Raw genomic sequence first — 13,830 nt, forward strand, 5'->3', positions numbered from 1 at the left:
ACAGGCGGCTGGAGCTACCTTGCGGGCTTACATGCTCTGCACCGCCAGCGCTAATGCCGCTGCTTGCCACTATGCTAACAGCCAGGTTGCGCGGGAGATAGTTAGCCCTGTCTGCATTCAGAACCAGGTGTACTGCTCCGGAAAGCCTGCAGCCCCCAAGCAGGAGCAGAGGAGGCGGCAGCCGCGCTCCAAGACGCAACGGCAACAAGCCAACGGTAGGACATTCTACCAGTTGTGGCAGTTTAGAGCGCTCCGAGCCGCTAAAGCAAATGCTCACAGGGCAATTAGAGCAGGTGGCGCGGTAGTACGGGTGCTGTCTGCCTACAGCTCCCAGACCTGGCGCTGGTGGAGTGGTCAGGGGGAAGAGAAGCGTTTTAGTGCTCCGCGCCGCTTGCGCGTTCGCGTTACCAGCGCGCGTCGCCTACAGGGCGTCAACCCAGCTGGTGGGTGGGACTCCAATGCAGCCAAGGTAATTGCTCTAGCGGGGGCTGCCCTTGTAAAGCAGCCCAGAGACCTGTGGTTGGCTTGCCAACTGCAGGGCTACTTAAAGCCCCTGGCTACTGCTTCGTGGAAGCAAGCTATAGCTGACTCTTTCTCTTGCCCTTTTGCAGTTTAGTCCTTACCCTAGGCAATGGACGATGCCATGACTCCTGAGATGATACGCCAATTTTGGTCTTTGGTCAGTGAGATTGGCAGACCAGATTGGCTCAATCAGCGTGACGATGACTTGGTCAATCTCCTCCTAAGTGCCTGCCAAAAAAGACATGCCCTTAGCACTGTCGATACCTCAGTTCTCAACCGCTATATCACCCTCCGCCTGCCCCTGATCCGTGAAATTGTCGTGAACTAAGTAGGGGAGGAGAATTTTCCCTGTCATGGTGGTTGCACGGATCACTTTGCTGGTCTATGGGGCGCTGCTTTTGGTAGGCGGAGCAGTCGGCTATGGGAGAGGCAAAAGCTTCAAGTCCTTGGTTGGAGGTTTGGTGGGAGCTGTCCTCAGCGGGGTTAGCTATGGACTTCTGGGGATGGATCCCCGCTGGGGGCTGGGCCTGGGCTTGGGGACGGCGGCGCTGGGATCCCTTCTTTTTGCGCTGCGCTACCGCAAAACCGGCAAATTTCTGCCCGCGGGTCTGATGTTGGGGGTGAGCTTGGTGGCTCTTCTCCTCCTAGGCTTTAGCTTCGGCTCGGTCTAGGCCGGAGACAAGCCTGCTTAGCTGTCGGTTCCAGGCTCTGGAAGAAAGTCTGGGGTTACCGCGGTGCAACTCGATAGAAGCGCGTGGTAGCTACCCACTCGGTGGCAGGGATCTCCTCAACGACAATGGCGCGGCCGATGGTGTCGCCCAGTTGGGATCCCTGTACCCGCAGGCGGGCAAAGGAGCTGCCCTGCTCAAAAGAGGCGATCTCCTGAAAGTTGAGGGGACGGGGAGAGGCCACCGCCAACACTTGGGCTTGGCCAAAGGGCGGGGCAATGGTTAGGCGGTAGCGGGCACCGGGGGGTGGGAAGGTGCGCACTTCGCCGGCCCGCAGAAACTCGTTTCCACCCGAGAAGCGGTTGGGCAAAATCAAATGGGTGCGGCCATCGGCTTGGATGCTGAAGAGGTAGACGTAGGCGTCGCGATTGGTGCTCAAGGTAATGGAAATCGGCTCGCCAGGCCGGTAGATGGGGTTAGGGCCACGCCGATCCAGCTCCAGATTTACCTGCACGTCGGAAGGTACTGGGTTGACGAGGATGGAGCGGCTGCCGGTTTCTAGGCGAGTGTCGGCCAGTTGTAGCCTTGGCAGCGGGGGGTAGAGGCCCAGCGTCTGTGGGAAAACAACGCTGGCCGGAGCCATCGACAGCCCCAAAGCCAGCGGCAGGAAGAGCAGTTTGGCGTTCATGGTTCACCCCTGATTAGCGGCTATGTTCATCCTAGGAAAGGGCAGAGTTTTGCCAGAGCAGGCTTCGCGCAATCTCAGATCCCCTGCTGAGGCAGTTTCCCCTGCCCCGGATGGCAAGCCCAGCGGGGAAAAGGCGCTGAACCGCTTCTCACCATTGGGGTGGGAAAACCGGGAGATCCTATCTGGAAAGGGCTAAGCTGCAGATCAGGGATCCCTCCTCTTTGGACTCAAACTTGCCTATGGCCAGCAACAGTTACCAAGAAGGCATTGCCGCGGTTCAGGCGGGCGATTTTCCGGCGGCCATCCAGGCGTTTCGCCGAGCAGTTGCTGAGGATCCCACGCACACCGAAGCTCGCTATAAGCTGGCCTGGGTGCTGGGTATGAGTGGCTATCTGGATCCAGCCCTGGCCGAACTGGAGGCGGTGGTGGCGGCGGATCCCAGCCATGTTGCAGCCCACTACAACCGCGGGGCACTGCTCTTGCAAAAGGCTCAACTGGAAGCAGAGGTGGATGGCCAGATCGATCTAGACGTCCTGCGGCAGGCGGAAGAGGCCTTTCAGACCGTGATGCGCTTGGATCCCAACGATCAACGGGCCTACGCCTTTCTCACTTTGGTCAAGCGGGCCATCCGCAACTATCAGTCGCCCGCGCAGCCTTCTAGCCCCAGTGGCGAGTAAACCCCCTGAGATTCCTCCCCCAGCGCCCAGGGCGGCGCTAAAAGCCCATTAGGCGGGCTACAGCAGTCAAATCGGGGGCAACCCCCGTGTGGATGGGGGCGGATCCCTGCTGGGCGGCCGTGTCGGGATCCTTGAGGCCGTTGCCGGTGAGCACGCACACTACCTGGGCGCCAACGGGCACTTGATCCCGCCATTTCAGCAATCCAGCCACTGCAGCAGCACTGGCTGGCTCGCAGAAGATCCCTTCCTCCGCTGCCAGCAGACGATAGGCAGCCAAGATCTCCTCGTCAGTTACACTGTCCACTCTGCCACCGCTGACCTGGACAGCCGCCTTGGCCTTTACCCAGCTGGCAGGGTTGCCAATGCGGATGGCCGTGGCCACCGTTTCTGGATGTTCCACCACGCGATTGAGGACAATGGGAGCGGCGCCGGCAGCCTCAAAGCCGTAGAGATGCGGGCGGCGGCTGGCCTTGCCTCGCTGGTAGTAGTGGCAAAAGCCCATCCAGTAGGCGGTGATGTTGCCGGCATTGCCCACGGGGATACAGAGCCAGTCGGGGGCATCTCCCAAAGCATCCACCACCTCGAAGGCGGCAGTTTTCTGTCCCTCCAGCCGAAAGCGGTTGACAGAATTGACCAGGGCCACCGGGTAGACTTCCGCCAGTTGCCGCACCATGGCCAGCGCTTGGTCAAAATTGCCCTGAATGGCGATGATCTCCGCCCCGTACATGAGGGTTTGGGCCAGCTTGCCCTTGGCCACATAGCCATCAGGGATCAGCACGTAGGCCCGCAGGCCTCCTTTAGCCGCATAGGCCGCGGCTGCTGCTGAGGTATTGCCGGTGCTGGCACAAACGATGGCTTCTGCCCCTGCCTCTTTGGCTTTGGACACCGCCATGGTCATGCCCCGATCCTTGAAGCTGCCGGTGGGGTTGAGGCCTTCCAACTTTAGGTATACCTGGCAGTCTCGCCCCAGCCGTCGGCTCAGGGCGGGAGAGGGGATCAGAGGGGTATTACCTTCATGCAGCGTCACTACGGGGGTGCGGGGGCTGACGGGGAGCCACTCCCGGTAGTGCTCAATGATGCCGGGCCAGAGCCCCACTTGGGCGCGGGATCCAGCCCTACGAGGGGAATGGACGGGATTTGGGGTCACCATGCTGCAGAGAGGTCGAGGCCAACGGAAGGGCGAGCTCCTTAACTTTAACTGTTTGGGGAGCGGTTGTAGCCAGCAGGAGGGAGACCCGCCTACCTCCCCCGTATCCAGGGGGAGAGTGGGCACAACAGGGCGGTGGTGCCGCCTGCCTACAGACCTGTCACTGGTGTTTGTGGCTTGGCCAGCGGGCAGGGAAGCGCTTTCGTTGCGTAGCGCTAAAGCCTGCTCCGTCCTGCTTAGCAGTCGGGCTCGGGTAGTTTACGCAACGGCTGTAGAGCTAGCGCCTGAGCCAACGCTTGCAGCTTGAGGCGGATCTCGGCCATCTCCTGGGTGGGGTTGGAATCGGCCACAATGCCGGCGCCAGCATACAGGCGGGCCCGCTCCCCCTCGATCAGAGCTGAGCGGATCCCAACCACCAACTCGCCATTGCCCTGCAAGTCCACCCAACCCAAAGGGGCGGCATAGCTGGCGCGATCGAAGGGCTCCACCTGCTCCAGCCACTGCAGCGCCGCCTGCTGCGGATAGCCTCCTACAGCGGCGGTGGGGTGGAGCTGGGCCAATAGGTCAAATAGATGCACACCAGCGGGGAGCTCTGCCTCGATTACCGTTTGCAGATGCTGGATGTTGGCCAAACGGCGCAGCCGTGGCTGAGGGGAGATGCGGGGCTCCATCCCCAGCCGGCCCAGAGCTTCCTGGATCGAGCGTACTACCCACTGGTGTTCACGCCGGTCTTTGGCGCTACGGAGCAATTGCTTGGCCAGCATCCGGTCTTGGTGGCCGTTGGCGCCGCGGGCAACGGAGCCGGCCAGCGCATCAATCTGCACCCAGCCTTGCCACACTGAGAGTAGCCGCTCTGGGCTGGCTCCCAAAAAGATTTGGGGAGGAGAATCCCTCTTGCTTTCTAAGGCAAAGGCAAAGACGCTGCAATCGGGGTGATGGGCCTCCAGATAGGCCAGCAGCGAGGGGATAGCAGGGGGAGAGGGCAAGGCCAGATCCACTGCTTCCGCCAGCACCACTTTTTCCAGAGATCCCGCCTGAATTGCTTGCAGGGCTTTTTCAATTCGCGCTAAGAGGGCCTCTTCCGCCACTGCCACCTCCAGGGGTGGCTGGGGCTTCCAGGCAGGCAAGGGGGCCTCGGCAAGGCGCTGCATGCGGGCAAAAAAAGCAGCAATCTGGCTGGCCAGTGCTGCCGGGTCGCTGTCGGGGCCAATTTCCAGGTTGAGCCGCGCCACCGTCAACCCCCCCTGCACCTGCAATAGCTGCCAGCGGGGCAGAACCAGCGCTGCCCCTCCACCGCTGTTGGGGGCAAAGCCAAAGCGGCAGAAGCACAAGGGACGCTCCTGCTGGCTGCGGGGGGACGCTGGGGGGGAGCCGGGAGCGCTATGGACATGGGGCTGGAGCCCTTGTACAAAGGCCCGTGCTGCCTCAAATCTCCCCTTTCCCGAAAGGTCGAGCTGCCGCAGGGATCCCCATCCCAGCACCCGCACCCGTTCCCCTTGCGTCTGGTGGCAGAGGTAGCAATAGCCGGGGAAGCGGTTGGGGGCGAGCAAGTCCAACTGCCGGGCCAGCGCTGCCAGCGGATCTAACCCTGCGATGGGTTGCCATAGGCTGAGAATCTGGGGGATCCCTCGCGCTCGCGCCATCTCTTGGCAGGCCGCTAGCAAGGGATCCCAAAAGTGTTCTGCCTCTCCTGGCCCGGCCGAGGCGTGAATGGGCGGCCAGGCTCTGGGCCCTTCCGGGCATCCGGACGCACCCTTCCAGGGGAAAAGAGAAGAAGTCATGCGCAAGCAAAAGAGGACGATCCCACCTTGGCCGAAAACAGGACAAGCGTCATCGCAACCGGCAGGGGAAGCTGCAGAAGGGCGTTTCAGGATAGGTAGATTAAAAGAGCAGCCGGCGGCTTAGGCTCGCCAGCGCCGGATCCCAGGCGCTTCTTTACAGATTGCAAAGTTTCTTAGCATCCTTGGGGATGGGAGCGGAAGCACCCTAACCTAGCAAATACAGAACCCAGAGAGAGCCAGATCCAACATGCTCGCACAGCCGGAGCCGTCGAAGAGAACCTGCAGAGCTCCAGAGACCAGTCAAGTCCAGCTTGCCGAGAAGGGCGCTTGGGAGGATTGCTCTCGGCGGCAGTTGTGGATGGCTGCCCTCAAGCCGCCCATGTACAGTGTGGCCATCATGCCCATCTGGGTGGGATCCGCCATCGCCTATGCCCAGGTGGGGGTGATGGATGTGGGGGTTTTGCTGGTGTTTCTGGGGGCGGCCATTTGCCTTCTGGCTTGGGTTAACATCAGCAACGATGTCTTCGATGCCCAGACAGGAGTGGACAAAAACAAGCTCCACTCGCTGGTCAACCTAACCGGCAGGCCGGAGCAGGTGTTCTGGGCTGGCAATGCCTTCCTGGCCCTGGGGTTGGCAGGGATCCTCTGGCTGAGCTGGCGGCAGGCGGATCCCACAGTGTTGCTGTTGGTACTGCTGGCCTGCGGGCTAGGCTACGCCTACCAGGGGCCGCCGCTACGCCTAGGCTACCAAGGTCTAGGAGAGATCCTCTGTTTTTTGAGCTTTGGGCCGCTGGCGGTTTTGGCTGCCCACTATAGCCAAAGTCAGACCTGGTCGCTGCCGGCCTTGGCAGCCTCGCTGGTGGTGGGAATGGCGACCAGTTTAATCTTGTTTTGCTCCCATTTCCATCAGGTGGAAGATGATCTGGCTGCCGGCAAGCGCTCGCCGGTGGTTCGCCTAGGCACCCGCCGTGCTGCCCGTCTCATCCCCTGGATCTGCGGCAGTATCTTTGGCTTGCTGCTGCTGTTTGTGGGGCTAGGAACTTTCCCCGCTTGGACACTGCTGGGTTTTGCCGGGATCCCCTTTGCAGTACGGCTTTCCCGCCTGCTGGGCACCTATTACGATCAGCCGCAGCGGATTAGTCATTCCAAGTTCATTGCAGTTGGCCTCCACTTTTGCCTAGGGCTGTTTCTGGGGTTGGGCTTTATCCTCAGCCGCTTAGGTTAAGGGGAAGAGGGGGTTGTGATCTGGATCCTCCTGCTGCTGGCAAACTGCGCTAAGCTACAGCCTAGCTGCCGGGTTGAGGAGTTGGCTCCACTGCCCAGAGTGAGCTAGGGATCGAGCTGGAGAAGCAGCAAGGGAGAGGATGCAGCAATTTTTCCATTCCAATCTGGGGGTGGCGCTCCTGGGGAGCGGGCTCTTGGCGGCTTTGGTGGCCTGGGCCTTGGCGATTGAGATTGAAGAAGTAAAAGTGAAGCCCTCTTCCCCAGATCAGCCCCATTCGGTCAGCCGCAAGGTGGACATCATCGGACAGCAGGGGGGGCGCCGTCGTTGGCGACTCGTTGCCGAACAGGTGAAGCTGGCTGCTGGGCAGCAGGTGTTCGAGCAGGGAGTGCAGGGCTACTTCTATGGAGACAAGGTTGAGCGCGGGGAAGGGGTGCCGGAGCCATTTTTTGCTAGCAACGAGCAGATGACCTGGCGGGCCAAGCGGGCCCGCTACGACGCCACCGCCGACGAGCTGCACCTGGAGGAGGGGGTAGAGGTTAGAAGCAACGATGGCAGCTTGCTCCTGACCAGCGCCTTGAGGATTACCCCTGCAGAGCGCATAGAAGTGCCAGCGCCGTTTACTGTCAAAGGGCAGGAAATGGTGCTGCAAGGCCGCTCCGGCTCGTTTAACTTCCAATTTGCCCTCCTCAGGGCCGAGCAGGGCAAGCTCGTTGTCTTGTCTGCGGATGGCCCGGGCGGTACCACCTCCACCACCATTACCGCTGACCAGATCACCTACAACCGCACCCAACAGGTGGCCGAGGGGAAAGGCAACCTGCGCATCCGCGAAGGCAGCCTCGAGATTCGCGCTCCCCAGGGTACCTACCTGCGCCAGCAGGCCCAGAGCATTCTCTCCGGCGGCGTGGTGTTGCAGGAGGTAGCCAGTGACACCAGCTGGGATCCCCTCTTGGCCGACCTGCGCTTGGCCCAGGTTGGTCCTCAGGCAACTCCAAGCCCCCAGGACCAGGAAGTCACCATCATTGCCGACCGTCTCACCTACGACCGCAACACCCAAATTGCCCGCGGGGAGGGCAACCTGGAAATTCAACAAGGGGAAACCACCATCCAGGCAGCTCAGGGCACCTACCGCCGCCGCGAATCCCAAAGCCTGCTGACGGGGGGAGTGACCCTGCGCGAGCCTGGGCGGGTGCTCACGGCCGCTCGCTTAGAGGGCAACCACCGCGACAAGATCTTCGTCTTTGAGGAAAATGTTCTCTACCAGCAGAGGGCCACCTCCCCAGCGGCTGCCGGAGGCGGATCCCTGCTAGAGGAGCTGCGCCAGGCTGAAACGGAGGTGCGGGCTGCCCGCCTGGTTTACAACTCCCGCACGGGCACCTCGGAGTTCAGTGGGTCCGTCGAGTTTATCCAGCGGGGGCGTAAAGCCAAAGCCAACCGGGCCACCATCACCCCTGACAAGGTAGAGCTGTGGGGAGAGGTGGTGATCGAGCAGATCGAGGGAGACTGGCTGGCGCAGCGCCTACAAAACCCCGAGACCCAGGCCGATGTCGATCAACCGACGGTGATCTATGCCGATCGCGTGGAGATCGACCAGGCCAGCGGCGATGCCCGCTTCTTCGGTAATGTGGTAATCGTCCAGGCTAACCGCGCTATTGAGGGAGATCGGGCCGACTACTCCGACCAAGGGCAAATTTTCAAGATCACCGCCGATCAGGCTCCCGTCCTCCTCTGCGATCGCGGCGAGCTCACTCCCGTTCCCCCCAAAACCAGTGAGGGTCTGCCCGGTCGCGATGCTCTGGATCAGATGTGCCGGGGCGCCAACCGCCTCAGCGGCAGGCTGGTCACCCTGAACTTGGAGCGGGATGAGTACACCGTCGAGGGGGACGAGCAGCAGCAGGGGATGGTTCAATTTCGCCTCACCGACGCCCTCTGAAGGGATCCAACCCTTGCCTGCCACTCGTCTGGGGCCGGCTAAGTTGCACGCCAGTCTGAGGGAATAAAGGCACATGCCCACCCAATTGACCAAAGGGAAACGGCACCAAGGCGCTGCTGGTAGGGGGAGCTTGTGGGGATCCCTAAAATTTGGGGGCTTTTTTTTGGAGTTTTATCTTTTTAAGGAGATGATCCGCCCCTTCTTCTTGGGGGTGGCGGGAGGCACGGTGATGATGCTGGGCAACCAGCTTTTTATCTACGCCGATTTACTGGTGAAAAAAGGGGCTCCTCCCCTCACGATTTTGCACATTCTCCTTCTCAATCTGCCCGCTGTTTTGGTAGTTACCTTTCCCATTGCCGGCCTCTTTGCCACCCTGCTCACCCTGGGCAGGATGGGGGCCGACAGCGAGATCACGGCTCTGCGGGCTGCCGGGATCCCCTATCGCAAAGTGTTGCTTCCCGTGCTCTGCATTGGTCTTCTCATTAGTGGCTTAGCGCTCTTTACTAATGAGGTGATTGTGCCCCAGACTAACCAAAAAGTGAAGACTCTCAACACCAACCTTGTCCTGGCTCAGGATGCCCTTCCCTTTAGCCCAGGAGAGGTTGTCCGAGTAGACAGCGATCTCTGGTTTCATGTTGGATCAATTGACCCCAAGACTGGCTTGATGCGGGATTTGTTGATTTTGGATCGCAAGGCTGAGACTGGCCACCTGCGCTACCCGCAAGTGATCTCGGCCCAAAGGGCGCAGCAGGTGGGCCAAGCGTGGCACCTGCAAGGGGTGGTGATCCGTCGCTATGACGAGCAGGGGCGCACCTACTACGAAGGCCAGGTGGCGGAGATGGAGCTCAACATTGTTAACCAGCTGGTGGGCTTGGTCTATGCTGAAAAGGTGCCCCAGGAGCAGCGGGCAGCGGAGCTGTGGGAGCAGTGCCAGCGCTACCGTCAGGAACAGCGCCCTCCTGCCGATGTGGCCCGCTGTCTAACGGACTACCACCTCAAGTTTGCCATCCCCCTGGCCAGCTTTTTTGCCATCTTGGTAGCCGCTCCCCTGGGCCTGCAAACGGTGCGGCAGACAGGTCGCTACGGCAGCGTGGCGCTAGCGATTGTTTTGGTGTTTATTTACTATGTACTGATGAGCCTGGGACGAGCCATGGGTCGAGTTGGGCATATCGATCCCTGGCTGGCTGCCTGGTTGCCCAATATGATTTTCGGCGGGGCGGGCTTCTCTCTCCTGTGGCGGTTTTTACGGTGAGATCCGGCAACTTCTCGCCTAGCTTCAGCCCTTGGGCCAAGTGGTTGGCCCTTTGCTGGGGCAGCTCCCTGTGGGTGGGAATGGGGAGGGCGGTCTTTGCCCAGCCGGATCCCCTGCCCACCAAGATGGAGGGCTACCAGCACTTTTGGGCAGCGCAAGCGTCGGCCCAGCGGTTACAACCGGCTCACCGAGCTTCCAGCCCAGAATCGGTTGCTCCCCCTGGTGATCCCATCACCCTAGCCGAGGCCCAATCCTTCCTGAGCGCGCCTGCGTTGCCTCTGGGTGCAGCAGCGGCCTCCTCCAGCTCTTGGAAGACACCTGCTGTCTCCTCGGGATCCCCTCCCGAAAAGGTGCTCACGCCGGAAGAGCGGAATCGGCAGCGGCTGCAACGGCTCTTGGCCGAGGGGGCAGCGGCCCACGCCCGGCGACAGGCACAACAGGCCCAGGCAACGCCGTCTTCCCGGCCCGCTTCAGCGGCGATGCCCCCTGCAACTGTTCCGACTCTGGACTCCCTCGGCTCTCCCCGTTCCCAAGCGGCTGCCCTGCGGATGGAAGAAGAACGCCGCCTGCGTCCCACCGAGGCTAGGCGCGGCCTAGGATCCACTGGCGAGAGCTTAGCTACTGCTCATCCGGTTACCCCTCAAGGGCAAGAGGGGCTTGGTTCGGAAGAGGCGGCGCAGCGAATCCCAACCTTGCTCTCGCAAGCCGGCGGGAGCTGGAATTTGGGCGGCGCCCCTTCCCCTGCACCTGCTTCCACCGGCACTCAGATGGCAGCTCAAACCGGAACTGAGTCATTCACCCCCACTGCCGGATCTCTACTGGCTCCCCAGTTGTTGGAGCGGTTCCCCCTGTTGCGGGATCTGGGCGCTTCTGCCACCGGCCCAGAAGCCGCTCCGCCTGCCAGCCAGGGATCCCAAATTCGTCAGCAACTGGCAGCCACTGCCCAACGGCAGATCCCTCTTGACCCGGATCAAGTCAATGTCAGTGGGGATGTACTCAGCTACATTGCCGAACAAGACCTGGGCATTGCTGAGGGAAACGCCCAGATCCAGTTGGCCGACGGCACCCGCATCACTGGCGAGCGGCTGTTGTTTTACCGGCGGGAACGGCGTCTGCGCAGCGAGGGCCCTTTTCGCATGGAGTGGCCCCCCGGACCCCAGGGGCGCGGGATCCGGCAAATCGAGGGGCGCAACCTGGACTTGGATATCCCCGGTCGCAGCGCTCAATTTGAAAACTCGCTGGTGATCCTGCCGGGGGAGGAGCCGGGTACCCAGGTTTTTGTGCGCAGCCAAGAGACCACCGCCCTGCTGGGAGAGCGGATCTTCTTCAAGAAGGCTACCATCACCACTTCGCCCGAGCCGCCCATTACCTACTACGTGCAAGGGGATCGGGTGGAGGTGTTTCCTGACGATCAGGTTATCGTTTACGACGCCCGCGTCTTTGCCGGCGGCGAACTCAGCGAAGAGGGCGATCTGCGGGCGGGGCTGCAGATTGCCTACTTGCCCCTCTTTGTCTACAGCCTGCGGGATCACCAATGGGTGCTGCCGGGGCGCAGTGAGGCGGAAGGGGTGTTTGTCAAATCCAGTTGGGCCTACCGCTTCGACGAGTACAACTTCGGCGGCCTGCGGCTGGATCTCCTGCAGAAGAAAGGCCTAGGCATCGGCTTTCTGCACGACTACATTCTCCCCATCCCCGACAGCGTCAACTACGGGCGAGCCCAGTTTTACTTGGTAACCGAAGCTGACCAGCAGCGTTTTTCCAGCCGTTTCCGCCTCGACCACAACTTTGACTTCTACGCTGCCAACCTCCTCGGCCAAGCAGGCCAACTGCGGGGCCAGCTCAACCTCAATCTAGACAACACCTACCGCCCTGCCGGCGGGCGCAACGACAATGCCGACCTCCGCCTCAACGCCACCTTTCAGGGGGATCTCTCCACCACCACCCTCAACATCAACCGCAGCGGATCCCAGGAAAATGGCACCTATAGCTTTCCCCTCACCCTCAGCCACACCCAGCGCTACGGGGGCGTGCCTTGGCTGCAGTCGGATCTGCGCTTGGACTACAACCAGCGGGTGAGTGTCAAAGATGGGCCAGATTTTGCCGACGCACGGCTGACCCTGGGTGCCCAACTCACCCCACCCGGCTGGGGCGGCACCTACCGCCTGACCTACCGCAGCTACAGCAGTTCCAATGGCGACACCGAGCCGCGCCGCAATTTTGAGCTGGCCTTTAGCGCCGATCCCCTTCGCCTTACGCCCGATATCTTCCTTAACAGTGCTTTCACCTTCACTCAGGAGCAACAGCCGGCTCAGGCGGGGGGATCCCAGCTCCACTTCTTCAATCGCTACGAGCTGCGCTCCAGCCTTCAGTTCACTGACATACAACCGGCTCCCTGGATAACCTTTGCACCCGGCTCTATCGATTACACCCAAGTCCTCTACTCCACTCCCGACCAGGAATCCAGCCTCAGCTTCAACCCCCGCCTCAGCCTCAAGCCCGCCGACTGGAGCACCATTGACCTGCGGTATAGCCGCACCTTCTACGGCAACAATTCTGCCCCTTTTCAAACCCTTTCTGTCAGCCCCAAGGATGTGGATCGCCTCAATGCCAGCATTAGCTTCTTCACCCCCCGCAACTTCTTGCTCAACGTGCCCCCTGGCTACCTTGCCTTTGAAGATGACTTGCCGGGGGAGCTGCCCATAGCCCTGACTTTCCCCGACGACACGCCGGAGGATTTGGAAGCGATTGCCTCCCGCAACTTGCAGGAGCTGCAGGCGGAAGTAAAAAACCTGCTGCGCCTGGACACCAGCCTGGGCTATGACTTTGTCGCTCAAAAGTGGGATACCCTCAACGCCAACTTTACTTGGAACACCACCCCTGAGCTGTTCAATATCCAGGTGCAAACGTCCTACGACCTCAACAAAGGGCAGTTGCAGCCAATTCGTCTAGAATACCGGGGGCGCAGCAGTACCACCTTCAACCGAGAGCAACGCTCGGGTCTAGACAGCTATGAGCCAGGGATCAGCTACGCGCTGCAGGCAGTTTACGATCCGCAGCTAGGCCAGTTCTCTACCTATGGCCTGGAGTTGGATGCGACCCTTGGCACGCAGTGGCAAAACCACTGGCGGCTCCGCCTGGGCCTAACGGAGGCAGGGATCCGCCGCATTGAGGTGCGCCGCGACCTGCGGGATCTCGAGCTGCGCTTGGCCTACGATCCCGTGGCGGCGTCGCTGCGCCTAGAAGGAATCCTGGTGGCCTTTCCCAGCCGCCCCCTCGGCCTAACCCAGGAGCGGGGAGAGTTGCAACTGACCTCGCCACTGGGCGCCTTCAGTCTAGATAGCCTGGGGCAGTGAGCCAGGCAGGTTACGGGGGTTGACGGAAGCAGCAGGGAATTGGCTTCGGCTACACTGGAGGGCCGACGGCTCTTTTTCCTCAGCAGCTCCTATGGCCAGGATCAACGACCATTTCCTCAAGCTCAAGGCTGGCTATCTCTTTCCCGAGATTGCCCGGCGGGTACAGGCCTTTGCCGCCGCCCATCCCGAAGCTCAGATCATCAAGATGGGCATTGGCGATGTTACCGAGCCGCTGCCGGAAGCCTGCCGGACAGCCATGATCCGGGCTGTGGAGGAGATGGGGGATCGGGCTACCTTCCGCGGCTACGGCCCAGAACAGGGCTACGAGTGGCTGCGCCAAGCCATTGCCCAGCACGACTTTCAGGCCCGTGGCTGCGACATCGACGCTTCTGAGATCTTTATTTCCGACGGCTCCAAGTGCGACTGCGCCAACATCCTCGATATTCTCGGCCACGACAACACCATTGCCATTACGGATCCCGTCTATCCGGTTTACGTGGACACCAACGTGATGGCCGGCCCCCCGCGGCAGGGCCAAGAGCCCGGGGCATAAGCAGGGGATGGCAATCTTCCGGGGAACGAACAAA

At 61.1% G+C, this 13,830-nt stretch carries 10 protein-coding genes and 1 pseudogene; 8 read left to right on the forward strand and 3 right to left on the reverse strand.

Going from position 1 to position 13,830, the window contains the following annotated elements:
• Positions 1–643: 643 nt before the first annotated feature.
• Both NW827_RS04715 and NW827_RS04720 read left to right on the forward strand, forming a co-directional pair.
• Positions 644–850: a hypothetical protein gene (locus tag NW827_RS04715; RefSeq protein ID WP_414361206.1), complete on the forward strand. Its 207-nt coding sequence runs from the start codon at positions 644–646 to the stop codon at positions 848–850.
• A 25-nt stretch (positions 851–875) separates the two neighbouring features.
• Positions 876–1,193 carry a TMEM14 family protein gene (locus tag NW827_RS04720; protein ID WP_414361208.1) on the forward strand — a complete coding sequence of 106 codons (318 nt, stop codon included), beginning with the start codon at positions 876–878 and terminating at the stop codon, positions 1,191–1,193.
• Between the two features lie 55 nt (positions 1,194–1,248).
• Here NW827_RS04720 and NW827_RS04725 read toward each other — a convergent pair whose 3' ends face one another.
• Positions 1,249–1,878: a DUF4384 domain-containing protein gene (locus NW827_RS04725; RefSeq protein ID WP_414503388.1), complete on the reverse strand. Its 630-nt coding sequence runs from the start codon at positions 1,876–1,878 to the stop codon at positions 1,249–1,251.
• 239 nt (positions 1,879–2,117) lie between these two features.
• Between NW827_RS04725 and NW827_RS04730 the strand changes: the two genes are divergently transcribed.
• Positions 2,118–2,555, forward strand: a complete 438-nt coding sequence (locus NW827_RS04730; protein ID WP_414361211.1) for a tetratricopeptide repeat protein — start codon at positions 2,118–2,120, stop codon at positions 2,553–2,555.
• A 37-nt stretch (positions 2,556–2,592) separates the two neighbouring features.
• Here NW827_RS04730 and thrC read toward each other — a convergent pair whose 3' ends face one another.
• The gene (gene thrC, locus NW827_RS04735) at positions 2,593–3,705 is read right to left on the reverse strand and encodes a threonine synthase (RefSeq protein ID WP_414361213.1); all 1,113 of its coding nucleotides are present in this window, start codon (positions 3,703–3,705) and stop codon (positions 2,593–2,595) included.
• 233 nt (positions 3,706–3,938) lie between these two features.
• A complete protein-coding gene (locus NW827_RS04740) occupies positions 3,939–5,345 on the reverse strand; it encodes an isochorismate synthase (protein ID WP_414503389.1) in 1,407 nt (468 codons plus the stop codon).
• A gap of 496 nt (positions 5,346–5,841) precedes the next feature.
• Here NW827_RS04740 and menA point away from each other — a divergent pair, with 496 nt between their 5' ends.
• The 5 genes and pseudogenes from menA to NW827_RS04765 form a co-directional block, all read left to right on the forward strand.
• Positions 5,842–6,708, forward strand: coding sequence for a 2-carboxy-1,4-naphthoquinone phytyltransferase (gene menA / locus NW827_RS04745; protein WP_414404202.1), 867 nt, complete (start codon positions 5,842–5,844; stop codon positions 6,706–6,708).
• Positions 6,709–6,847: 139 nt separating this feature from the next.
• Positions 6,848–8,638 (forward strand): LptA/OstA family protein, encoded by a 1,791-nt coding sequence (locus NW827_RS04750; RefSeq protein WP_414404203.1) that lies wholly within the window; start codon positions 6,848–6,850, stop codon positions 8,636–8,638.
• A gap of 163 nt (positions 8,639–8,801) precedes the next feature.
• A complete protein-coding gene (locus NW827_RS04755) occupies positions 8,802–9,890 on the forward strand; it encodes an LptF/LptG family permease (protein WP_414404204.1) in 1,089 nt (362 codons plus the stop codon).
• A gap of 80 nt (positions 9,891–9,970) precedes the next feature.
• Complete coding sequence (locus NW827_RS04760) at positions 9,971–13,243, forward strand: hypothetical protein (RefSeq protein WP_414503390.1); 3,273 nt, start codon at positions 9,971–9,973, stop codon at positions 13,241–13,243.
• A 91-nt stretch (positions 13,244–13,334) separates the two neighbouring features.
• Positions 13,335–13,790, forward strand: a pseudogene (locus NW827_RS04765) (aminotransferase class I/II-fold pyridoxal phosphate-dependent enzyme); the annotation flags it as partial.
• Between the last annotated feature and the right edge of the window lie 40 nt (positions 13,791–13,830).

It is taken from the genome of Synechococcus sp. H70.1 (genome assembly GCF_047502705.1).
GTDB lineage: Bacteria > Cyanobacteriota > Cyanobacteriia > Thermostichales > Thermostichaceae > Thermostichus.

Excerpts from the sequence above, each read along its gene's own strand:
- NW827_RS04715 (WP_414361206.1), top strand. The coding sequence starts at position 644 with ATGACTCCTGAGATGATACGCCAATTTTGGTCTTTGGTCAGTGAGATT.
- NW827_RS04720 (WP_414361208.1), top strand. The coding sequence starts at position 876 with ATGGTGGTTGCACGGATCACTTTGCTGGTCTATGGGGCGCTGCTTTTG.
- NW827_RS04725 (WP_414503388.1), bottom strand. The coding sequence starts at position 1,878 with ATGAACGCCAAACTGCTCTTCCTGCCGCTGGCTTTGGGGCTGTCGATG.
- NW827_RS04730 (WP_414361211.1), top strand. The coding sequence starts at position 2,118 with ATGGCCAGCAACAGTTACCAAGAAGGCATTGCCGCGGTTCAGGCGGGC.
- thrC (WP_414361213.1), bottom strand. The coding sequence starts at position 3,705 with ATGGTGACCCCAAATCCCGTCCATTCCCCTCGTAGGGCTGGATCCCGC.
- NW827_RS04740 (WP_414503389.1), bottom strand. The coding sequence starts at position 5,345 with ATGGCGCGAGCGCGAGGGATCCCCCAGATTCTCAGCCTATGGCAACCC.
- menA (WP_414404202.1), top strand. The coding sequence starts at position 5,842 with ATGGCTGCCCTCAAGCCGCCCATGTACAGTGTGGCCATCATGCCCATC.
- NW827_RS04750 (WP_414404203.1), top strand. The coding sequence starts at position 6,848 with ATGCAGCAATTTTTCCATTCCAATCTGGGGGTGGCGCTCCTGGGGAGC.
- NW827_RS04760 (WP_414503390.1), top strand. The coding sequence starts at position 9,971 with ATGGGGAGGGCGGTCTTTGCCCAGCCGGATCCCCTGCCCACCAAGATG.